The following is a 20294-nucleotide window of genomic DNA, read 5'->3' on the forward strand; positions in this document are numbered from 1 at the left end:
GCATCAACGTGCCGCGCCCTGGTCGAAGGGTTACCGGGGGGCGTCATCAGACCTCGAGGAGCTCTGATTCCTTGTGCTTGAGCAGCTCGTCGATCTGGGCGACGAACCTGTGCGTCAGGTCGTCGAGCTCCTTCTCGCCGCGGCGCCCGTCGTCCTCGCCCGCCTCGCCGTCCTTGACGATGCGGTCGAGCTCTTCCTTCGCCTTGCGGCGCACGTTGCGCACGGCGACCCGGGCGTCCTCGGCCTTGTGCCGCGCGATCTTGATCATCTCGCGGCGCCGCTCCTCGGTCATCTGTGGGAGGTTGATCCGGATCTGCGTGCCCTCGTTGTTGGGGTTGACCCCGAGGTCCGAGTCGCGGATCGCCTTCTCCATCGCACCGATCACCGAGGCGTCGTACGGCTTGATGATCGCCATACGAGGCTCCGGGATGGCGATCGACGACATCTGCGGCAGCGGGGTGGGCGTGCCGTAGTAGTCGACCATCACCTTGCCGAACATCGCCGGGGTCGCTCGGCCGGTCCTGATGACCGCGAACTCCTCCTTGGCGTGCTCGATCGCGCGCTCCATCTTCTCTTCGGCCTCGAAGAGAGCTTCTTCGATCACGTGGTCTTTCCTCCTCGGTCCGGGATGGGCTCAGCGGTGATGAGCGTGCCGATCCTCTCACCACTCAACGCGCGAGCCACGCTGTCCTCCCCCTCGGCGCCGAACACGAGCATCGGCAGCGCGTTTTCCTGGCAGAGGCTGAACGCGGTCTGGTCGACGACCCGCAGGCCCTGCAGCAGGGCATCGGCGAACGTCAGGCTGTCGAGTTTGCGGGCCGTCGGGTCGGTACGGGGGTCGGCCGTGTACACACCGTCGACGCCGTTCTTGCTCATCAGGACCGTGTGCGCGTGGATCTCCAGGGCGCGCTGCACGGCGACGGTGTCGGTCGAGAAGTACGGCATGCCGGCGCCGGCGCCGAAGATCACGACCCGCCCCTTCTCCATGTGCCGGATCGCGCGGCGCGGGATGTACGGCTCCGCGACCTGCGCCATGCTGATCGCGCTCTGCACCCGCGTGTCGATGCCTTCCTTCTCCAGGAAGTCCTGCAGCGCGAGGCAGTTCATGACGGTGCCGAGCATGCCCATGTAGTCCGCGCGGGACCGGTCCATGCCGGCCCGGGACAGCTCGGCGCCCCGGAAGAAGTTGCCGCCACCGACGACGACGGCCACCTGGACACCGCGGCGGACCACGGCCGCGATCTGGCGGGCCATGTGCCGCACCACGTTCGGGTCGACGCCGACGGCGCCACCGCCGAACACCTCGCCGGAGAGCTTCAGCACGACGCGTCGCACCCCGATCGGGGCCGGCGTCAATGCCTGCCTTGCCGCTTCCACAGCGGTGTGCGTCATCTGGGCAACCTCTCCGTGTCCGTTCTGCCGCTGGAAGGGGATATGACGAGGGGGTCCCGGCATCCAGTGTGGATTCCGTGACCCCCTCCGCGCCCTGCTATCAGGCCTGGCCGACCTCGAAGTGGACGAACCGTGTCACCTCGATGCCGGCTTCGGCCAGCACCTGCTTGACGGTCTTCTTGTTGTCGCTGACCGACGCCTGCTCGATGAGGACGAAGTCCTTGAAGAAGCCGTTGACCCGGCCCTCGATGATCTTCGGCAGGGCGCCTTCCGGCTTGCCCTCCTCGCGAGCGGTCTGCTCGGCGATGCGGCGCTCGGACTCGACCGTGTCGGCCGGGACGTCCTCGCGGGTCAGGTACTTCGGCCGCATGGCCGCGATCTGCATCGCGACGCCACGCGCGTCGGCGAGGGCAGCCTCGTCGTCCTTGCCGGTGAACTCGACCGCGACGCCGACCTGCGGGGGCAGGTCCGGGCTCTTGCGGTGCATGTAGATCGCGACCGGCGAGCCCAGGACCGCGAGGCGGTTGATGACGAGCTTCTCGCCGATGCGCGCCGACTCGGTCTGGATCAGCTCGGCCACCGTGCTGTCGCCGAGCTTCGAGCCCAGCAGGGCCTCGACGTCGGCCGGCTTGGTCTCGTCGATGTGCTTGGCCAGCTTCTGGCCGAGCTCGACGAACGCCTCGTTCTTGGCGACGAAGTCGGTCTCACAGTTGATCTCGACCAGACCCGAGCCGACGTGGGCGACCAGGCCGTTGGCCGTGGTGCGGCCGGCGCGCTTGCCGACGTCCTTCGCACCCTTGATACGCAGCAGCTCGACGGCCTTGTCGAAGTCGCCCTCGGCCTCCTCGAGCGCCTTCTTGCAGTCCATCATGCCGGAGCCGGTCAGATCGCGGAGTCGCTTGACATCCGCGGCGGTGAAGTTGGACATGACTCTCTCTCGCTTGAGTTCGCCTTGACGGCTCGTGTCAGGCCTGGGTGGGTTCGGCGGCGGGAGCGGCGTCGTCGGGCTTGGCACCCTCGAGCAGCTCACGCTCCCACTCAGCGAGCGGCTCGTCGCCGGCCACGACGCCCGGCTCGGGCTTCTGGTCGGCACGGGTGGCGCGGCCCGACCGGGCGATGAGACCGTCCGCGACCGCGTCCGCGACCACGCGGGTCAGCAGGGCGGCGGAGCGGATGGCGTCGTCGTTGCCCGGGATCGGGAAGTCGACCTCGTCGGGGTCGCAGTTGGTGTCGAGCACGGCGATGACCGGGATACCCAGCTTGCGGGCCTCGTCAACCGCGATGTGCTCCTTCTTGGTGTCGATGACCCAGATCGCCGACGGGAGCTTCTGCATGTCGCGCAGACCACCGAGCGTGCGGCTCAGCTTGGTCTGCTCGCGCGACAGCTGCAGGGTCTCCTTCTTCGTGTAGCCCTGCGCGGTGCCGGTGAGGTCGAGGGACTCGAGCTCCTTCATCCGCTGCAGCCGCTTGTAGACGGTCTGGAAGTTGGTCAGCATGCCACCCAGCCAGCGGTGGTTGACGTACGGCTGACCGACACGCGTCGCCTGCTCGGCGATCGCCTCCTGCGCCTGCTTCTTCGTGCCCACGAACAGCACCGAGCCACCCTCGGCGACGGTGTTGCGGATGTAGTCGTAGGCCTTGTCGATGTAGTCCAGCGTCTGGCGCAGGTCGATGATGTAGATACCGTTGCGCTCCGTGAAGATGAAGCGCTTCATCTTCGGGTTCCAACGGCGGGTCTGGTGTCCGAAGTGCACGCCGCTTTCCAGCAGCTGACGCATGGTCACAGCCATGTTCGTGGGATCCTTTCGATCCTGGTTTCCACGACGGTCCGGTCGGTCCGCCGTCCTGGCGCCCGGTCGTCGGCCGTCTCACCCGACCCAGCGCGTGGCTGCGGATCGGGACCAGGGCGGCCGCCGCCCTGGTTTCTGGCCCGGCGCGAGAAAGCGGCGGGCTGCGGGAGGGCGCGCGAGGTCGACCGTGCGTGCACGGTCGCCGTCCGGAAGTGTACGCGCAGTCGCCGCCGACCCACGAATCCGCCCCCGGCTGCCGCGCCGACCAGGCCGATCCGTCACCCGGCAGGGCCTCGTCCGCCCACCGCGGCGGAGGGCCTCGGTCGCCGGTTCAGCGCTCGCCGGTCAGCCGGTCGTCGGCTCGTCACGTGGGCAGGGCCGCAGCCCGTCGGGCTGGACAAGCCGAGGCTGGTCACGTGCGCAAGCCGCGGCGCGTCCGGTGGACAGGCCGCGGCTGGTCACGCGGACCGGCCGCGGCTCGTCATGTGGACAGAGCTGCGACTCGTCCGGTGGACAGGCCGCGGCTGGTCACTTGGACCGGCCGCGGCTCGTCACGCGGGAACGGCGCGGCCGGTCAGGTGGACAGGGCCGCGGCGATGAACAGCAGCACCGCGATCGGCAGGTACGCCAGCGGCGTGCGCAGCCAGGCCCGCGCCCCCGAGGCGGCGGCCGCGGCGCCACCGATCAGCCCGTACAGGCCGAGGGCGAACATCGGCAGCCCAAGGATCATGAAGATGCTCGCAAGCGTGCCGGTGGCCTCGATCTTGTCGGCGGTCATCGCGGTCAGGAACAACCGCAGCACCGGCACCTCGAAGACGATCGTGAGCAGCACCAGCACGACGGCCAGCCCCGGCCGCTTCGACCGGTACACCGCACCGCCCGGCTCCGCGGCAGCGGCCGCGGGTGCTGCCGACGGCGGCGGGATCGCCGCGGTCAGGGTCGTCGGCGCCGCGAACGCGTCCTGCTGGCTCTGCTGAGCCTGCTGGCCGTACCCGCCCTGCGGCGCCGCCGGAGGCGCCGGCACCGTGGGCACCGTCACCACGGGCGACGACAGAGCACTCACGGGCGCGCTCGGCGCACCGCCTGACACCGGCCGCTGCAGCGCGCTGCGGTCGATCGCCTCGGAGCGCCGCGACCTGGAGACCGACTCGGCGGCGTCGGGGTGCTCGGGAGCCGGCGGGAGCGGGGCGCTGAACTGCCCGCTCGGGCTGTCGCCGTACGGCAGGGAGTCGGCGCCGTAACCGCGGGACGCGCTGCGCGGCTCCGGGACCCGGTAGCCGTCGTCGTACTCGCGCTCGTCGGCGTACCGCGTCGGCGTGTAGCCGCGGTCGTCCCCGTAGCCCCGGTCGTCGCGCGACCGGTCTTCCCGGCGGTCGTCGCGGCGCTCGCCGCGGCCAGGCTCGTCGTATCCACGGTCGTCCGGGTACCAGCGGGGCTCCGCATCCGGGTCCGGGGAGTAGTTCCGGCGTCCATCCACGGTCCGTCACGGTAGGCGGTCCGGATGATCCCCGCCACTCCGGTGCACTGCCGGATATCCGCCGGTGACGGTCCTGGGCAACTCCAGCAGTGACCGGCGTCGCATACTCGGTGGGTGACTGACGCCTCGCGTGATCAACTCGTCGCCCGGATGCGCCCCTTCGGCACGACCATCTTCGCCGAGATGTCGGCACTCGCGGTCCGCACCGGCGCGGTCAACCTCGGCCAGGGCTTTCCCGACACCGACGGCCCCGCCGCCATGCTCGACGCCGCCGCCGAGGCCCTCCGCTCCGGCCGCAACCAGTACCCGCCGGGCCCCGGCGTCCCCGAGCTCCGCGCGGCGATCTCGGCCCACCAGAAGGCGTTCTGGGGCCTGGACTACGACCCCGACGGAGAGATCATCGTCACGGCCGGCGCGACCGAGGGGATCGCCGCCACCATCCTCGCCCTCTGCGAGCCCGGCGACGAGGTCGTCTGCTTCGAGCCCTACTACGACTCCTACGCCGCCTCCATCGCCCTCGCCGGCGCGGTCCGCCGCCCGGTGACCCTGCGCGCCCACGACGGCGGCTACGCCTTCGACCCGGCGGAGCTGCGCGCCGCCTTCGGCCCCCGCACCCGGCTCGTCCTGCTCAACTCCCCCCACAACCCGACCGGCAAGGTCTTCACCCCCGACGAGCTGGCGCAGATCGCCGCCCTCTGCGAGGAGTTCGACGCGGTCGCCGTCACCGACGAGGTCTACGAGCACCTGGTCTTCACCGACGCCGACGCCCCCCACGTGCCGATCGCGTCCTTGCCCGGCATGCGCGCCCGCACGCTGCAGATCTCCTCCGCCGGCAAGACCTTCTCCTGCACCGGCTGGAAGATCGGCTGGATCTGCGGCCCCCGCGACCTGGTCTCCGCCGCCCTGCGCGTCAAGCAGTTCCTCACCTTCGTCAACGCCGGCCCCCTCCAGCCCGCGATCGCCGTGGCCCTGAACTCCCCGCCCTCCTACTACGAGCAGTTCCGCGACGACCTCCAGCGCAAGCGCGACCGCCTCTGCGAGGGCCTGACCGCCGCCGGCTTCGCCGTCCTCCGCTCGGAGGGCACCTACTTCGTCACCGCCGACATCACCCCCCTCGGCGGCACCGACGGCGTCGACTTCTGCCTCGCCCTGCCCGACCGCTGCGGCGTCGTCGCCGTGCCCACCCAGGTCTTCTACGACGACGCCGCCGCCGGCCGCCACATCATCCGGTTCGCCTTCTGCAAGCGCGACGAGGTCATCGAGGAAGCCAGCACCCGCCTCCGCCGCCTCTGACCCCCGCCCCCGTCACATGATCGTGGGTGTGGGCGGCCACAGCAGCCGTTCGACAAGCGGCACAGCACCACGCCCAGAGCGCTGAACATCCACGAACCCGGCCGACCCGACTGATCAGAGAACACATCTGACTGCCGACGCCGCCAGACACGATGCCCCCCGGACACGAGCCGCCCAGACGCAACCCGACCCAGACCCGCCCCCGCCTGACACGACAACCCGGACACGACAACCCCGGACACGACCCCCGCCCAGACCCGACCCCGCAGGACGCGACGCCGCCCAACCGCAACGCCGCCCGGGGGCAACGCCGCCCAGCCGCAACGCCGCCCGAACGTGACGCCGCCCGAACGTGACGCCGCCCGAACGTGACGCCGCCCGAACGTGACGCCGCCCGAACGTGACGCCGCCCGGACGCAACGCCGCCCGGACGTGACGTCGCCCGGAGGCGCGGGGCGAATCGGCGACGGCCGGGGGCGAGGGCTGCGGGCCAGGGCTGCGGGCCAGGCGTCCGCAACCCAGGCAGGGCATCCCGGGCGGCCCGGCGCTCCTTCCGCGGGGGCGGTCTGGCCACTGCTCGGGGGCGCACCAGTGCGGACGCGGCCGGCGTGCGCGGTGGCAAGGACGGCCGGCTGACGGCGTGCCGGGTCGGGGATGCTGTCACGAGCGGGCCTTCGGGGCGAGGCGGTAGCCGGCTTCGGTGCTGACGACGAAGCCGTGCTGCTCCAGAACGGGAAGCGTCCGGCGGGCGGCGCGGGTGGCGACGCCCGCGATGGCGGCGATCTCCTCCGCCGAGCGGGCGGCGCGAGGGGCCACCGCGTCGAGGACCCTGGCCTGGGTGGCGTCCAGGGCGTCCTCGGGGCGCTCGTCGCCGTGGATGGGGTCGGCGAGCTCCCCGAGCCGGCCGACCTCCTCGACGATCTCGTCGACGCGGGTGACGAGGACGGTGCCGGGGGTGCGGAGCTCGACGTGGCAGCCGACCGACATCGCCGAGGTGATCGGGCCGGGGACGACCATGGCGGAGCGCTCCAGGCGGCGGGCATAGGACAGCGTGTTGCGCGCGCCGCTGCGGGAGCCGGCCTCGACCATCACGGTGCCGCGGGTGGCGGCGGCGATGACCCGGTTGCGGGTCAGGAACCTGGTCTTGTGCGGCCGGGTGCCCGGTGGCCACTCGGTCAGCAGGAGCCCCTCCTCGGTGATGCGCTCGAACACGGCCGCGTTGGAGACCGGGTAGACCTGGTCGATGCCGCAGGCGAGCACCGCGCAGGTCACCCCGCCGGCGGCGAGGGCGCCCCGGTGGGCGGTGACGTCGACGCCGAGCGCGCCGCCGGAGACCACCGCCCAGCCGCGCTCCGCCAGGCCGAAGGCGAGCTCCGACGCGACGAACTCGCCATAGTGGGTGATGGCCCGGGCACCGACCACGGACACCGACCGCTCCAGCGCCTCCTCCAGCCGGACGGGCCCGCGCAGCCACAGGCACAGCGGCGGGTCGGTGTCGCGGCGGAGCGCGTCGGCGCCGTCGCGGCTGACCCGGGTGAGGTCGTCGAGCGCGGTGAGCCACTCCTCGTCGACGGCGGTGACCATGCGAGCGCCGAGCCGGCCCGCCCGCTCGGTCATCTCGCCGGCCAGGGTGAGCGCGACCCGCTCGGCCCACGCGTCGGCGGAGCCGGTGCGCGCGTCGAGCAGGGTGGCGTCGAGGCGGGCGTGGACCGCGCCGGCGAGCGCCTCGGTGACGCCGTGCCCGTGCAGCACCATGACCAGCGCCTCCGGCGCCCCGACAGCCCGCACCAGCATCCCGAGCTCCCGGCTGCCGGGCTCCACCAGATGGGCCAGCGCCAGCCGCGCCGCCCGGTCGATGGTGCTCATCGGCCTCTCCTTGACCGCATCTCGAGGGCTTCGTGGACATCGCCGATGGTGGGGCGGTCGCGGCCGTCGAGGTCGGCGACGGTCCACGCGACGCGGGTCGCGCGGTCCATGCCCCGGGCCGACAGCTGGCCGCGGTCCATCGCGGTGGCCAGCGGGTGCAGCACGGCGCGCGGCAGCCGGAAGCGCCGGTCGCGCAGGACGGCGGCGGGGACCTCCCCGTTGGACCGGGCGTGCGGCGCCCACCGGCTCGCCGCCGCCTGCCGCGCCCGCACGACCCGCGCCGCGACGGTCGCGGACGACTCGGCCGGCTCGGTGCCGAAGAGCGCCGCCGCGCGCACCGCCACCACGTCGACCTGGAGGTCGACCCGGTCCAGCAGCGGGCCGGAGAGCCTGGACCGATACCGGACGCGCACCCCCGGCGGGCACTGGCACATGGCGTCGCCGCCGGGCCTCGCGCACGGGCACGGGTTGGCGGCGAGGACCAGCTGGGCCCTGGCGGGATAGACCGTCTCGCCGTGGACCCGACGCAGCCGCACCTCACCGTGCTCCAGAGGCTCACGCAGGGCATTGAGGGCGCTGGCCTGGAACTCGGCGCACTCGTCGAGGAACAGCACCCCGTGATGGGCGAGGCTGATCGCGCCGGGCTTGGCGATGCCGGAGCCGCCGCCGACGAGCGCCGCGATCGAGGACGTGTGGTGCGGCGCCTGCAGCGGCGCCCGGCGGATCAGGCCGGCGCCGGCAGACAGCTCGCCGGCGACCGAGTGCAGCGCCGTGACCTCGATGGACTCCCGCTCGGTGAGCTCGGGCAGGATGCCGGGCAGCCGCTGGGCGAGCAGCGTCTTGCCTGCGCCGGGCGGGCCGAACATCGCCAGGTGGTGCCGGCCGGCGGCGGCCAGCTCGATGGCTCGGCGGCCGCGCTCCTGGCCGAGGACGTCGGCGAGGTCGGCCGGCGGGCGCTGCGCCGGTGGCGGCTGCGTGGGCGGGTCGAGCAGCGTCTCGGTGCCGTGGACGAAGCCGATGATGCGGCCGAGGCAGTCGGCGGCGCGGACCCGCACGTCGGGCACGAGCCGCGCCTCGTCGACGTTGCCGGGTGGGACGACGACGAGGCCGGCGCCGGCGCGGCTGGCGGCGAGCACGGCGGGCAGCACCCCGCGGACGGGCCGGAGGGTGCCGTCGAGGCCGAGCTCGCCGAGGATGACCGCGTCGACCAGCAGGCGCGTCGGCAGGTCGGCGCCGGCGGCGAGCACGGCGAGCGCCATGGCGGTGTCGAACCCGGAGCCGTGCTTGCGCACGTGGGCGGGCAGCAGGTTGACCGTGATGCGCTGCTGCGGCCAGGTGGCCCCGGAGTTGTGCACGGCGGCCCGGATGCGGTCGCGGGCCTCGGTGAGCGCGGCGTCGGGCAGGCCCGACACGACGAGGCTCGGCAGCCCGGGCGCGACGTCGGCCTCGACCACGATCACCTGCCCGGCCACCCCTTGCAGGGCGACGGAGCGGATCTTCGCGTAGCCCATCAGAAGACCCCGCGGAGGTGCCGCACGCCGACGGTGTCGGCGCCGAGCAGGACGGCCACCACGTCGAAGCGGACCTGCCGCCGGTCGCCGGCGCCGTGCGTGGCCAGCCAGCGGGCGGCGAGCCGGCGCACGCGGCGGGCCTTGTCCGCGCTGACCGCCTCCGCCGGCGCCCCGAACTTGGCGCCCCGGCGGGTCTTCACCTCGACGAACACCAACACCGGCCCGTCGCGGGCGACCACGTCGATCTCACCGGACGGGCAGCGCCAGTTGCGGTCGAGGGGGACGAGGCCACGGGCGATGAGGTGCCGCACGGCCAGGCGCTCGCCGAAGCGGCCCACGATCTGGTTGGTGTTGGTCATGTGGGGAGCCTGCCGCGTTTCGCGAAACGGGGCGCGACGCGAGCGGGCAACCTGTGGACAACGGGCCGCTTGTGGAAAACGTGAACGTCACAGCGACAGGCGCCACTGCTCCTCGGCGACGTCCACGCCGTACACGAACGCCGGGGTGGCGCTCTCCAGCACGAACCCGGCCCGCTGGTAGATGCGCCGGGCGGCGAGCAGCACGTCCTGCGTGTAGAGCACCATCTCCCGGTACCCGGCCCGGCGCGCGAACCGCACGCACTCGTCCACCAGCGTGCCGCCGACGCCCATCCCCCGCGCCGCCGGCTCCACGAACAGGAGCCGGAGCTTCGCCACGCCCTCGTCCGCCCGTACGCAGAAGATCGACCCGACGGGAGCGCCGTCGACCTCGGCGATCCACCCCGCCTCGGTCCGCGGGTCGTGCGAGGCCGCGTAGTCGGCGACGATGCGGGCCACCAGCGCCTCGAAGGTGGCGTCCAGCCCGTACTCCGCGGCGTAGAGCGCGCCGTGGCGCTGCACGACCCAGCCCAGGTCGCCGGGCAGCGGCGGCCGCAGGACCACGGCGCGCGGCGGCAGGACGCCCTCGAACACCGACCGGATCGTGTCCATCGCGCCGACCAGCCGCCGCCGGTCGACCTCGCCGACGGAGGCGAGCAGCCCGGCGATCTGCTCCTCGGAGCGCGCGTCCAGCGCCGCGAACGCCTCCCGCCCGGCCGGCGTCAGCTCGATGCGGCGGCGGCGCGCGTCCGATGTGGACCGGGACCGCGCGACGAGCCCGTCGGCCTCCAGCCTGCCGAGGATCCGGCTCAGGTACCCGGCGTCGATGTCGAGCAGCCGCCGCAGCTCGGCCGTGTCGTGCGCGCTGTCCATGGCCAGCTCGTACAGCACCCGCACCTCGGCCAGCGAGTAGGCGGAGTCGTGCAGGCCGGCCCGCAGCACCCCGATGAGGTTCGTGTAGTAGCGGTTGAACTCCCGTACGGCCGCGACAGTCATACTTGACATAGTCAACGATTTTCCTGACGGAGTCAAAGAACTCAAGGCGATATCGCACAGCGATAGCGGGCACTATCGTTGGTGGCATGACTGCCCCTGCCGACAAGCTCGTGGAGCTGCTCGAGACGCTCCCCGCCCCAACCCGCCAGGAGATCACCGTCTGGCTCCTCGACCGTGGCACGCCGGCCCAGGTCGGCGGCGGCAACCTGCTCGCCGCAGCCGTCGAGATGCGCGCCGGCGTGCTGAACAACGCCCTCGGCGGCGCTCTGCCGGCGGGCGAGGAGAGCCAGCTCGTCACGTTTCGCCTGCCGACCGAGCGGCACGCCGAGCTGCGCGCCTGGTGCGCCGAGCACGGTTTCACGATGGCGGCGGTGGTCCGGGGCTTGATCGAGCGGTTCCTCGAAGACCAACTCCGTCGCAAATGACGAGAAGACCAGCTCCGCCGCAGACGACCGGCGTCGCGGAGCAGCACGAAGCGCTGCCGGACGGCATGCGCACCGCGGTCGACGACTTCGCCCGCCACCTCGCCGCCGAGCGCAACCGCTCCGAGCACACCGTCCGCGCGTACGTCGGCGACGTCGTCTCCCTGCTCGACCACGCCTCCCGCGCCGGCGCGACCGCCCCGGGCGAGCTGACGCTGGCGGTGCTGCGCGGCTGGCTCGCCCGCCGGCGCGCGGCCGGCGCCGCCCGTGCCAGCCTGGCCAGGCACGCCGCCGCCGCGCGGACGTTCACCGCCTGGGCCCACCGCGAGGGCCTGCTCGCCACCGACCCGGGCCAGCGCCTCGCCAGCCCGAAGGCGCACCGCGACCTGCCGACCGTGCTGCGCGCCGACCAGGCCGAGACGCTCGTGACCGCCCCCGCGGGCCGCGACGACGCCGTGGGGCTGCGCGACCGGCTGGTGCTGGAGCTGCTGTACGCCACCGGCATCCGGGTCAGCGAGCTGTGCGGCCTGGACGTCGGCGACGTCGACCGGATGCGCCGCGTCGTGCGGGTCATCGGCAAGGGTGACAAGGAGCGCGCGGTGCCCTACGGGCTGCCCGCCGAGCAGGCGCTGACCGAGTGGCTGCGCAGCGGCCGCCCGGCCCTCGCCGGCCCCGCGAGCGGCGCGGCGCTGCTCCTCGGCGCGCGTGGCGGCCGCCTGCAGCCCGCGGCCGCCCGGCGCCTCGTCGACGGGCACGCCAGGGCGACCGGCCTGCCGCACACCTCCCCGCACGACCTGCGCCACTCCGCCGCGACCCACCTGCTCGAGGGCGGCGCCGACCTGCGCTCGGTGCAGGAGCTGCTGGGGCACGCCTCGCTGGCCAGCACCCAGATCTACACCCACGTGTCGATCGAGCGGCTCCGGTCCGCGTACGAGCAGGCCCACCCCCGCGCCTGACTCCGGCAACGCGACCCGGAAGTGCGGCGCAGGACCTTAAGATCGTGGATATGTCCGCTCCGGAGCCGATTCCCGGCGCACGCCTGCTGTTCTCCAACGACGCGGCGGTCGCGCAGCTCAACCACGGCTCCTTCGGCCTGGTGCCGATCCCGGTGCAGCGGGCCCAGCAGCGGCTGCGCGACGAGGTCGAGGCCAACCCGCCACGGTTCTTCAGCGTCGGCCTGGAGGAGCGCATCGCGCACGTGCGCCGGCACCTCGCCGCGTTCGTCGGCGCCGACCCCGACCTGACGGCCCTCGTCGACAACGCCACGACCGGCACGTCCACGGTCCTCGCCGCGCTCGGCGGCGGCGATGGCGGCGATGGCGGGAGCCTCGGCAGTGGCGACGAGATCGTCACCACCGACCACGGCTACGGCGCCGTCGACCTCGCCGTGGACGCCTTCTGCCGCCGGACCGGCGCGAGCCGGAGGGTGGCCCGCATGCCGCTCGCCCCCGACGACGACGCCGCGGTCGAGGCGGTCCTCGACGCCGTCACCGGCAGGACGCGGCTGGTGGTCGTCGACCACATCACCGCGGCGACCGCGCGGGTCCTGCCGGTCCGCAGGATCGTCGAGGCGGTCCGCGGCCGCGCCGGCGAGCGGGCCGCGGTCCTGGTCGACGCGGCGCACGCGCCCGGCATCCTGCCCGACCCGGTCGCCGGCATCGGCGCTGACTTCTGGGTCGGCAACCTGCACAAGTGGGCCTACGCACCCCGCGGCACGGCACTGCTGTCGGTGGCGCCGCGCTGGCGGGAGCGGCTCCAGTCGCTGGTCGTGTCCTGGAACCAGGACGCCGGCTTCCCCGACAGCCTGGAGTGGCTGGGCGCGCGCGACTACACGCCGTGGCTCGCCGCGCCGACGGGCCTCTTCGTGCTGCGCTCCCTCGGCCTCGACGCGGTGCACCGGCACAACACCGCGCTCGCCGAGCACGGCCAGGCACTGCTCGCCGAGGCCCTCGGCGAGGCCGTGCCGCCGCGGACCGGGCTGCCGATGACCGTCGTGCCGCTGCCGCAGGGCGCGGTGACGGAGCCGGCGGCGGCCACCGCCCTGCGCCGCAGGATCTCCGACGAGCTCGCCACCGAGGTCGGGCTCGCCGCCTGGCGCGGCTGCGGCTACCTGCGACTGTCGGCGCAGGTCTACAACCGCGAGGACGACTTCCAGCGCCTCGTGGAGGGCCTGCCCAAGCTGCTGCGCCGCTAGCGCGGCAGAAGCCGGACCCGGCCGCGGCGCAGCAGCGTCAGCGGGTCGAGATACACCTCCCCGGAGCGCAGCCCCCAGTGCAGGCAGGCGGCCGCCGGGCAACCGGCGTGGCCGGGCCGCAGCGTGCCGAGCGGGGTGCCGGCGGAGACGACGGTGCCGGCCTTCACGGAGGGGTCCACGGGCTCGTAGGTCGTGCGCAGCCCGCCCGGGTGCGACACGCTCACCACCGGCCGCCCGGCGACCATCCCGGCGAACGCGACCACCCCGGGGCCCGCGCTGTGCACCACGGCGTCCGGGGAGCCGCGCAGATCCACGCCGCGATGTCCGGCACCATACGGTCCGGGTGGCGGCTCGAACCGGCGGACCACCGCCACCGGCGGCCCCAGCGGCCAGCGAAACGCCCCCGGGCCACCGTCGGGCACCGCCGGTGCGGCACGCGCGGGAGCGCCAGGGGCGACAGCGGGAACAGCGAACGACAGCGCTACCAGTACCAGCGCCAAGAAGCGGAACGGCATGCGACGAAGCTATGCCGATCCCACCCGCCCCCTCACCCGCCGGCCCACCGACCTGTGGACAACAGAGGCCTTGTGGACAAGCGGGCGGGCAGCGTCAGCCTCCGAAGCCGTTGTCGGGCAGCGAGATGTCGGGCTTCTCCAGCTCCTCGACGTTGACGTCCTTGAAGGTCATCACCCGGACGTTCTTCACGAACCGGGCAGGACGATACATGTCCCAGACCCACGCGTCGTGCATCTCGACCTCGAAGTAGACCTCGCCGTCGGAGTTGCGCACGTGCAGATCGACCTGGTTGGCCAGGTAGAACCGGCGCTCGGTCTCCACCACGTACGAGAACTGGCGGACGATGTCGCGATACTCCCGGTAGAGCTGGAGCTCCATCTCGGTTTCGTACTTCTCGAGATCCTCGGCGCTCATCGCGGTCCGCCTTCCATAGCCACATTGTCGCCCACTTGCGCCGGCACCGTCGCGGCCTCGCCGGGCGCCACGCCGACGTTACCGCGCCTTTGCCTCCGCTGCCCCACCGCCGCCACGTTCGCGTAGGAGAAACGATGCTCGGTGCACGGCCCGTGCGCAACGAGCGCCGCCTGGTGCACCGGCGTGCAATATCCTTTGTGCTCGTCGAAGCCGTATTCAGGGTGCGTGGCGTGCAGCCCCCGCATGATCCGGTCCCGGGTGACCTTCGCCACCACGCTCGCCGCCGCCACACAGGCGGCGACCTGGTCACCCTTCCACACGGCGAGGCCGGGCGTGCCGAGCCCGTCGACCCGGAAGCCGTCGGTGAGGGCGTAGTCGGGGCGCTCGGCGAGGCCGGCCAAGGCGCGCCGCATGCCGGCAAGGTTGGACACGTGCAGCCCCCGGCGGTCGATCTCACCCGGCGGGATGATCACCACGGACCAGGCGAGGGCCCGGGCGACGACCTCGTCGTAGATCCGCTCCCGGGCGGCGGCGGTGAGCAGCTTCGAGTCGTTGAGCTCGTCGATCTCGCCGCGGCGGCCCTGCGGGAGGATGACCGCGGCCACCACGAGCGGCCCGGCGCAGGCGCCCCGGCCGGCCTCGTCGGCGCCGGCGACCCGCTCGAAGCCGCGCCGCTGCAGCGCCCGCTCCAGGGCCCACAGCCCGGCGGCTCGGTGCACGACGGTGCGGGGAGGCGCCAGCATCACGCCACCTCCCGCAGCAGGGACGGCAGGTCCGGCGGGTAGAAGCGCTCGCCCGAGCTGGACAGCGCGTCGACGGACCACCATCGGGCCTCGTCGATGCAGCCCTGCTCCACCTCGTTGAGCCGGGACAGGTCGACCGCCGTGGAAACAGCACGGGCCACGAAGAACGACTGCTCCTGCGAGAACCACGAACCGTCGAACGGGAACGACACCGTGTCGCTGCGCACCGGGCCGACCAGGTCCGCCGCCGCGAACAGCAGCCCGGTCTCCTCGAACAGTTCCCGCACGGCGGCGTCCAGCAGCGTCTCGCCCGGCTCCACGCCGCCGCCCACGGTGAACCAGTACGTGTGAGACGGGCGCGCGGGGTCCCACCCGTGCAGCATGAGCACGCGGCCGTCCGGGTCGAGCAGGAGCACCCGCGCGGCCCGGCGGTCGATGCGTCCCCCGTCGTGGGTCATACGACGAGATTACGACGTCTCACTTCGCAGTCGGCGCCGGCACCTTGTCGAAGGTCTCCGGCACGCTGAGCCATTTCGCCCTGGAGAAGGGCCAGAACACCACGAACGCCCTGCCCACGACGTTGTCCTCGGGGATCGTCGCCTGGACGGGGTCCTTGTACCGGACGAAGTTGTACCGCGAGTCGCCCGATCTCGACCGGTGGTCGCCCATCACCCACAGCCGCCCGGCCGGCACCGTGACGTCGAACTGCTCCTCGCTGGGGAGATCCTGCAGCCCGTTCTCGTCGGCGTAGATGTAGGTCTCGTCGAGGGCCTTGCCGTTGATGGTGATCCGCTGCTTGTCGTCGCAGCACACGACGTGGTCGCCGCCGGTCGCGATGACCCGCTTGATGAAGTCCTCCTCGGACGGGTCGTTGCGCCACGACGCGGGCGCCTCGAAGACGATCACCTCACCCCGGTGCGGGGAGCGGAAGTCGTAGACGAGCTTGTTGACGAGCACGCGGTCGCGGATGAGGAGGGTGTTCTCCATCGACTCGGACGGGATGTAGAACGTCTGAAGGACGAATGCCCGCACCACGACGGCGACGATGATCGCCACGCCCAGCAGCACTGGCAACTCGCGCCAAAACGTGTTGGGGCGCTTGGTCTGCTCGTCAATCACGCCCTGAAGGGTACGTGCTCGTCACCATTGGCGACGTCTCAACCGCTCCTGACGCGCCGAACGGGTCGAAACCGTGAGAGTTACCGCGAGTGGTGCAAGCACCATATCGGGCACCAAAGGTAAATCAGGCGTTCTGGTGACCCGCGGGCCGACCGAGGCCGAAGCGCTCTTCGGCACGTTCTTGAATGTGTCCGGCACCGGCAGCCAGGCCCACCGCCCGCTCGGCCACAGGATGACGAAGGCCCGGCCGATGACGTTGTCGATCGGCACCTGCCCCTGGCAGCGGGAGTCCTGCGAGACGCCGCGGTGGTCGCCCATCACGAACATCTGCCCCGGCTCGACCTTGATCGGGCCGAAGCGGCGCGCCGTGCACTGCTTCGGGTTGGGGGTGGCGTCCAGGGGTGAGTCCTCGTAGACATACGCGGACTCGTCCAGCGGGTAGCCGTTGACGAAGACGCGGCCCTGCACGTCGCAGCAGGAGACGGTGTCGCCGGGCAGGCCGATGACCCGTTTGATGAAGTCCTTCTCGCCGGGCTGGCTGAAGCCGACCAGGTCGCCGACCGTGCGGCCGAGCTCGGCGAAGAAGCCGGCGTCCTTGTCGACCTGGTTCTCCGGCGCCCAGTTGGCCGGGCCCTCGAACACGACGACCTCGCCGCGCTGAGGCTCGCGGACGTCGTAGAGCACCTTGTTGACCAGCACCCGGTCGCCGACGAGGAGGGTGTTCTCCATCGAGCCGGACGGGATGAAGAACGCCTGCACGAGGAACGTGCGGATGAGCACCGCCAGGCAGAACGCGACGATCAGCAGCAGCGGCAACTCCTGCCACAGCGGCATGTTCTTGCGCTTCTTGCGGACCTTGCTGCTCCACGAGGCGGCGGAGCTGTCGTCGTCGTAGGCGCCGCGGCGGCCGGCGGACGCGCCCCGGCCCCGGTACGAGCCCTGCTCGCCGGAGCGGCGGTCGTCGTAGCCGTCGCGGTCGTCGTACCCACGGTCGTCATAGCCACGGTCGTCGTAGCCGCGGCGGTTGTAGCCGCGCGTGTCGTAACCCTGCGCGTCATGGCCGCGGTCGTCGCGGCCCCGCTGGTCATAGCCGCGGTCGTCATAGCCCCCGCCGTCGCGCCCACGGTCGCCGTAGCCCTGGTCGGCGTAGCCCCGGTCCTCGAACGCGCGGTCGCGCACGACCGGCGGCTCGTCGCGGTCCCACCGGCCCCGGCCGGAGTCGCGACCGCGGTCGCCGTGCGGGTCGTCGTCCCAGGACCGGGCGGGCCGGTTCCAGTCACCGCCGCGCTGATCATCCCGGTCCGGGTCACCACCACGGTGCCGCCCCCAGGCGTCGAACGCCTGCTGGGACTGCCCCGCCTGCGTCTGGCCCCAGTAGTCGTGCTCCGGGTAGGTGTTGCCGCCGAAACCAGGACGCCCACGCTCCCCGCCCTCCTGATCCAGGGGGCGGCGGCGTGGGTGTATGTCATCGCCGCGATCGTCGTAACCATCGCGGCCGTAGTCGCTTGCCATCGGCGTCAGCCTAGAGGCACAAGACCAAAATGGGGAGCCCGGCGCCGGTTGACCGGAAAGCGAGCTTCAGGCGAACGACGACGAGGAGGGCCCGTGGACGGGTCCTCCTCGTCGGAAGTCGATCAGGGTGCGGCTCAGCCGACCTTGGTCTCGCGCTTCTCCTTGATCTTGGCCTTCTTGCCACGGAGGTCGCGCAGGTAGTAGAGCTTGGCCCGGCGCACGTCACCGCGGGTGACGACCTCGATCCGGTCGACGGCGGGGCTGTTGACCGGGTAGGTGCGCTCGACGCCGACGCCGAAGCTCACCTTCCGGACCGAGAAGGTCTCGCGCAGGCCGTCGCCCTGGCGACGGATCACGACGCCCTGGAAGACCTGGACCCGGGACCGGTTGCCCTCGACGACCCGCGCGTGCACCTTGACGGTGTCACCGGCGCGGAAGCTCGGGAGATCGGTCCGCTGCGACATTGCGTCGAGCGCGTCCAGCGTGTTCATCGCGGCAGTTCCTCGTCACTCAAGGCACGCCCGAATCCATGGCGCGCGAACGTAAAGATGATCAGGAGGTGCGCAGCCGTCGGCCCGCAGCAACCCCACTACTTTGCCACATCGACACCCGGAATCTGAAATCCGGTCCCCTCAAGATGCGAGAGCAGGTCCGGACGCTGCGCGGCGGTGCGCCGCAGCCCCTCCTCGCGCCGCCAGCGGGCGATCTTGCCATGGTCGCCGGAGCGCAGCACCTCGGGCACGTCCAGCCCCCGCCAGGTCGGCGGCTTCGTGTACATGGGCGCTTCCAGTACACCGGCGGAGTGTGACTCCTCCACCAGGGAGTCGGCGTTGCCGAGCACGCCCGGCAGCAGCCGGGTCACCGCCTCCATGACGACCAGCACGGCGACCTCGCCGCCGAACAGGACGTAGTCGCCGAGCGAGACCTCGCTCACCCGCATCCGGGTGGCCGCGTGGTCGATCACCCGCTGGTCGATCCCCTCATATCGCCCACAGGCAAACAGAAGGTGCGGGTCCGAAGAAAACGCGCGTGCGAGGTCCTGTGTGAACGGCGCACCGGCGGGCGTGGGAACGACGAGATGCGTGGAAGGCGACGCGAGGTCGTCGAAGCACTGCCCCCACGGCTCGGGCCGCATCACCATGCCCGGACCTCCGCCATACGGCGTGTCGTCGACGGTGCGGTGCACGTCGTGCGTCCAGGTCCGCAGGTCGTGCACGGCGAGCTCGAGGATCCCGGTGCGGCGGGCCTTGCCGATGAGCGACAGGTCGAGCGGGGCGAGATACTCCGGGAAGATCGTGACGACGTCGACCCTCATAGGTCGAAGAGGCCTTCCGGCGGGGTGATGACGATCCGCCCACCCGGCACGTCGACCTCGGGCACGATCTCGCGGACGAACGGCACGAGGCCGGTCCGCCCGTCGACCAGCCGCACGACGAGCAGGTCGTGCGCCGGGGCGTGGTCGATGCGCAGCAGCTCGCCGACCTTCTCCCCCGCCGCGTCGACGATCGAGAGACCGACGAGGTCGTGGTCGTTGAACTCGTCGGGGTCCGTCGGGGCGGGGATGTCGGCGCTGTCGACGCAGAGCAGCACGCCGCGCATGTCCTCGGCGAGGTTGCGGTCGTAGATGCCCTCGAACACGACGAGCAGCCGGCCCTGGTGCGGGCGGACCGACTCGACGGTGAGGGTCGCCGGCGGGCGCCAGGCACCGGCCGGGACCTTCTGCAGATGCCGGACCGCCGTCGAGTCGGTCACCAGGACCGACCCGACGGCGAAACGATCTGCCGGATCATCCGTGCGGATGTCCACGACGACCTCGCCGCGGACGCCGTGCGCACGGAATATCTGACCGACGACGAGGAACATGGATCAGTACGCGTCGACGATCTCGACGCGGACGCCGCGACCACCGATCGACGTGATCACCTGGCGCAGCGCCTTCGCGGTGCGACCACCGCGACCGATCACCGTGCCGAGGTCCTCCGGGTTGACCCGGACCTCGAGGCGCTGACCGCGACGGGAGTCGACCATGCGGACGCGGACATCGTCAGGGTTGTCGACGATGCCCTTGACCAGGTGCTCCAGCGCGGGGCGCAACACGTCAGGCCTCCGCGCCGGCGCCGGCACCGGTCTGCTCCTCAGCCTGCGCGGCCGGGGCCTCGGCCGGGGCCTCGGCCGCCGGAGCCTCGGACTTCTTCTTCGGCTCGGCCTTCTTCGCCTTCGGCGCCTCGGCGAGACCGGCGGCGACCTGCGCCTCGGCCTCGTAGGTGGCGCGGCGGTCCGGCGCGGCGGCCTTGACCTTCAGCGGCTCGGCCGGCGCGGGCAGACCCTTGAACTTCTGCCAGTCACCGGTCTTGGAGAGGATCGCCCGCACGGCCTCGCTCGGCTGCGCGCCGACCGACAGCCAGTGCTGGACGCGCTCGGAGTTGACCTCGATGCGCGAGGGCTCCTCCTTCGGGTGGTAGAGCCCGACGAACTCGATCGCCCGACCGTCACGCTTGGTGCGCGAGTCGGCGATGACGATGCGGTACTGCGGGTTGCGGATCTTGCCCATCCGCAGGAGCCGGATCTTGACGGCCACTTGGTTGCTCGCTCCTGGATCTGTGTGGAAGCCGAGCGAACGTCCGGACACCGTGGGGATTGGCGCCTTCGGCTGCTCTGATGGAAAGGACCCGACGCCGGGTTAGAGGGCTCGA

At 72.2% G+C, this 20294-nt stretch carries 24 protein-coding genes; 4 read left to right on the forward strand and 20 right to left on the reverse strand.

Annotated features, from left to right (window positions below; translation table 11 throughout):
* Nucleotides 1-46: 46 nt before the first annotated feature.
* From frr to ABD332_RS37915, 5 genes are all read right to left on the reverse strand, one after another.
* The gene (gene frr, locus ABD332_RS37895) at nt 47-604 is read right to left on the reverse strand and encodes a ribosome recycling factor (protein WP_344507912.1); all 558 of its coding nucleotides are present in this window, start codon (nt 602-604) and stop codon (nt 47-49) included.
* The gene (gene pyrH, locus ABD332_RS37900) at nt 601-1392 is read right to left on the reverse strand and encodes a UMP kinase (RefSeq protein ID WP_344507914.1); all 792 of its coding nucleotides are present in this window, start codon (nt 1390-1392) and stop codon (nt 601-603) included. The genes frr and pyrH overlap by 4 nt, the downstream gene beginning before the upstream one ends.
* A 100-nt stretch (nt 1393-1492) precedes the next feature.
* Nucleotides 1493-2320 carry a translation elongation factor Ts gene (gene tsf, locus ABD332_RS37905; RefSeq protein WP_344507916.1) on the reverse strand — a complete coding sequence of 276 codons (828 nt, stop codon included), beginning with the start codon at nt 2318-2320 and terminating at the stop codon, nt 1493-1495.
* A 37-nt stretch (nt 2321-2357) separates the two neighbouring features.
* Nucleotides 2358-3182, reverse strand: a complete 825-nt coding sequence (gene rpsB / locus ABD332_RS37910; RefSeq protein ID WP_344507918.1) for a 30S ribosomal protein S2 — start codon at nt 3180-3182, stop codon at nt 2358-2360.
* Between the two features lie 574 nt (nt 3183-3756).
* Nucleotides 3757-4659 (reverse strand): hypothetical protein, encoded by a 903-nt coding sequence (locus ABD332_RS37915; RefSeq protein ID WP_344507920.1) that lies wholly within the window; start codon nt 4657-4659, stop codon nt 3757-3759.
* A gap of 114 nt (nt 4660-4773) precedes the next feature.
* Between ABD332_RS37915 and ABD332_RS37920 the strand changes: the two genes are divergently transcribed.
* Nucleotides 4774-5952, forward strand: coding sequence for a pyridoxal phosphate-dependent aminotransferase (locus ABD332_RS37920; protein WP_344507921.1), 1179 nt, complete (start codon nt 4774-4776; stop codon nt 5950-5952).
* Between the two features lie 660 nt (nt 5953-6612).
* Here ABD332_RS37920 and dprA read toward each other — a convergent pair.
* The 4 genes from dprA to ABD332_RS60220 all read right to left on the reverse strand — a co-directional run bounded on the left by dprA (nt 6613) and on the right by ABD332_RS60220 (nt 10681).
* On the reverse strand, nt 6613-7818 hold the full coding sequence (gene dprA, locus ABD332_RS37925; protein ID WP_344507923.1) for a DNA-processing protein DprA: 1206 nt from the start codon (nt 7816-7818) through the stop codon (nt 6613-6615).
* Nucleotides 7815-9329 carry a YifB family Mg chelatase-like AAA ATPase gene (locus ABD332_RS37930; RefSeq protein WP_344507925.1) on the reverse strand — a complete coding sequence of 505 codons (1515 nt, stop codon included), beginning with the start codon at nt 9327-9329 and terminating at the stop codon, nt 7815-7817. Before ABD332_RS37930 ends, dprA begins: the two co-directional genes overlap by 4 nt.
* The gene (locus ABD332_RS37935) at nt 9329-9688 is read right to left on the reverse strand and encodes a YraN family protein (RefSeq protein WP_344507927.1); all 360 of its coding nucleotides are present in this window, start codon (nt 9686-9688) and stop codon (nt 9329-9331) included. Before ABD332_RS37935 ends, ABD332_RS37930 begins: the two co-directional genes overlap by 1 nt.
* A gap of 87 nt (nt 9689-9775) precedes the next feature.
* The gene (locus tag ABD332_RS60220; RefSeq protein WP_425552352.1) at nt 9776-10681 is read right to left on the reverse strand and encodes a bifunctional helix-turn-helix transcriptional regulator/GNAT family N-acetyltransferase; all 906 of its coding nucleotides are present in this window, start codon (nt 10679-10681) and stop codon (nt 9776-9778) included.
* Nucleotides 10682-10767: 86 nt separating this feature from the next.
* On the opposite strand from ABD332_RS60220, the gene ABD332_RS37950 reads away from it, so the two are divergent.
* The 3 genes from ABD332_RS37950 to ABD332_RS37960 are packed head-to-tail and all read left to right on the forward strand — an operon-like array spanning nt 10768 to nt 13297.
* A complete protein-coding gene (locus ABD332_RS37950; protein ID WP_344507929.1) occupies nt 10768-11106 on the forward strand; it encodes a hypothetical protein in 339 nt (112 codons plus the stop codon).
* Nucleotides 11103-12059, forward strand: a complete 957-nt coding sequence (locus tag ABD332_RS37955) for a tyrosine recombinase XerC (protein ID WP_344507931.1) — start codon at nt 11103-11105, stop codon at nt 12057-12059. Before ABD332_RS37950 ends, ABD332_RS37955 begins: the two co-directional genes overlap by 4 nt.
* Before the next feature lie 50 nt (nt 12060-12109).
* The gene (locus ABD332_RS37960; RefSeq protein WP_344507933.1) at nt 12110-13297 is read left to right on the forward strand and encodes an aminotransferase class V-fold PLP-dependent enzyme; all 1188 of its coding nucleotides are present in this window, start codon (nt 12110-12112) and stop codon (nt 13295-13297) included.
* Here the strand turns inward: ABD332_RS37960 and ABD332_RS37965 are convergent.
* The 11 genes from ABD332_RS37965 to rpsP all read right to left on the reverse strand — a co-directional run bounded on the left by ABD332_RS37965 (nt 13294) and on the right by rpsP (nt 20179).
* On the reverse strand, nt 13294-13812 hold the full coding sequence (locus ABD332_RS37965) for a murein hydrolase activator EnvC family protein (protein ID WP_344507935.1): 519 nt from the start codon (nt 13810-13812) through the stop codon (nt 13294-13296). The two genes, ABD332_RS37960 and ABD332_RS37965, sit on opposite strands and share 4 nt — an antisense overlap.
* A 94-nt stretch (nt 13813-13906) precedes the next feature.
* Nucleotides 13907-14227, reverse strand: coding sequence for a DUF2469 domain-containing protein (locus tag ABD332_RS37970; RefSeq protein ID WP_033357832.1), 321 nt, complete (start codon nt 14225-14227; stop codon nt 13907-13909).
* Nucleotides 14224-14970 (reverse strand): ribonuclease HII, encoded by a 747-nt coding sequence (locus ABD332_RS37975; protein WP_344507938.1) that lies wholly within the window; start codon nt 14968-14970, stop codon nt 14224-14226. Before ABD332_RS37975 ends, ABD332_RS37970 begins: the two co-directional genes overlap by 4 nt.
* On the reverse strand, nt 14970-15428 hold the full coding sequence (locus tag ABD332_RS37980) for an NUDIX hydrolase (RefSeq protein WP_344507939.1): 459 nt from the start codon (nt 15426-15428) through the stop codon (nt 14970-14972). The genes ABD332_RS37975 and ABD332_RS37980 overlap by 1 nt, the downstream gene beginning before the upstream one ends.
* Before the next feature lie 19 nt (nt 15429-15447).
* Entirely contained in the window at nt 15448-16089 is a 642-nt protein-coding gene (lepB, locus tag ABD332_RS37985; protein ID WP_344507940.1) for a signal peptidase I, read from the reverse strand.
* 21 nt (nt 16090-16110) lie between these two features.
* Nucleotides 16111-16923, reverse strand: a complete 813-nt coding sequence (gene lepB / locus ABD332_RS37990; protein ID WP_344508182.1) for a signal peptidase I — start codon at nt 16921-16923, stop codon at nt 16111-16113.
* Between the two features lie 812 nt (nt 16924-17735).
* Entirely contained in the window at nt 17736-18092 is a 357-nt protein-coding gene (rplS, locus tag ABD332_RS37995; RefSeq protein WP_344507941.1) for a 50S ribosomal protein L19, read from the reverse strand.
* 98 nt (nt 18093-18190) lie between these two features.
* Complete coding sequence (trmD, locus tag ABD332_RS38000; RefSeq protein ID WP_344507943.1) at nt 18191-18916, reverse strand: tRNA (guanosine(37)-N1)-methyltransferase TrmD; 726 nt, start codon at nt 18914-18916, stop codon at nt 18191-18193.
* Complete coding sequence (gene rimM, locus ABD332_RS38005; RefSeq protein WP_344507945.1) at nt 18913-19464, reverse strand: ribosome maturation factor RimM; 552 nt, start codon at nt 19462-19464, stop codon at nt 18913-18915. The genes trmD and rimM overlap by 4 nt, the downstream gene beginning before the upstream one ends.
* A gap of 3 nt (nt 19465-19467) precedes the next feature.
* Entirely contained in the window at nt 19468-19725 is a 258-nt protein-coding gene (locus ABD332_RS38010; RefSeq protein ID WP_033357826.1) for an RNA-binding protein, read from the reverse strand.
* On the reverse strand, nt 19700-20179 hold the full coding sequence (gene rpsP / locus ABD332_RS38015; protein WP_344507947.1) for a 30S ribosomal protein S16: 480 nt from the start codon (nt 20177-20179) through the stop codon (nt 19700-19702). The genes ABD332_RS38010 and rpsP overlap by 26 nt, the downstream gene beginning before the upstream one ends.
* Nucleotides 20180-20294: the final 115 nt, after the last annotated feature.

It is taken from the genome of Dactylosporangium maewongense (assembly GCF_039531485.1).
GTDB classification, from domain to species: Bacteria; Actinomycetota; Actinomycetes; order Mycobacteriales; family Micromonosporaceae; genus Dactylosporangium; species Dactylosporangium maewongense.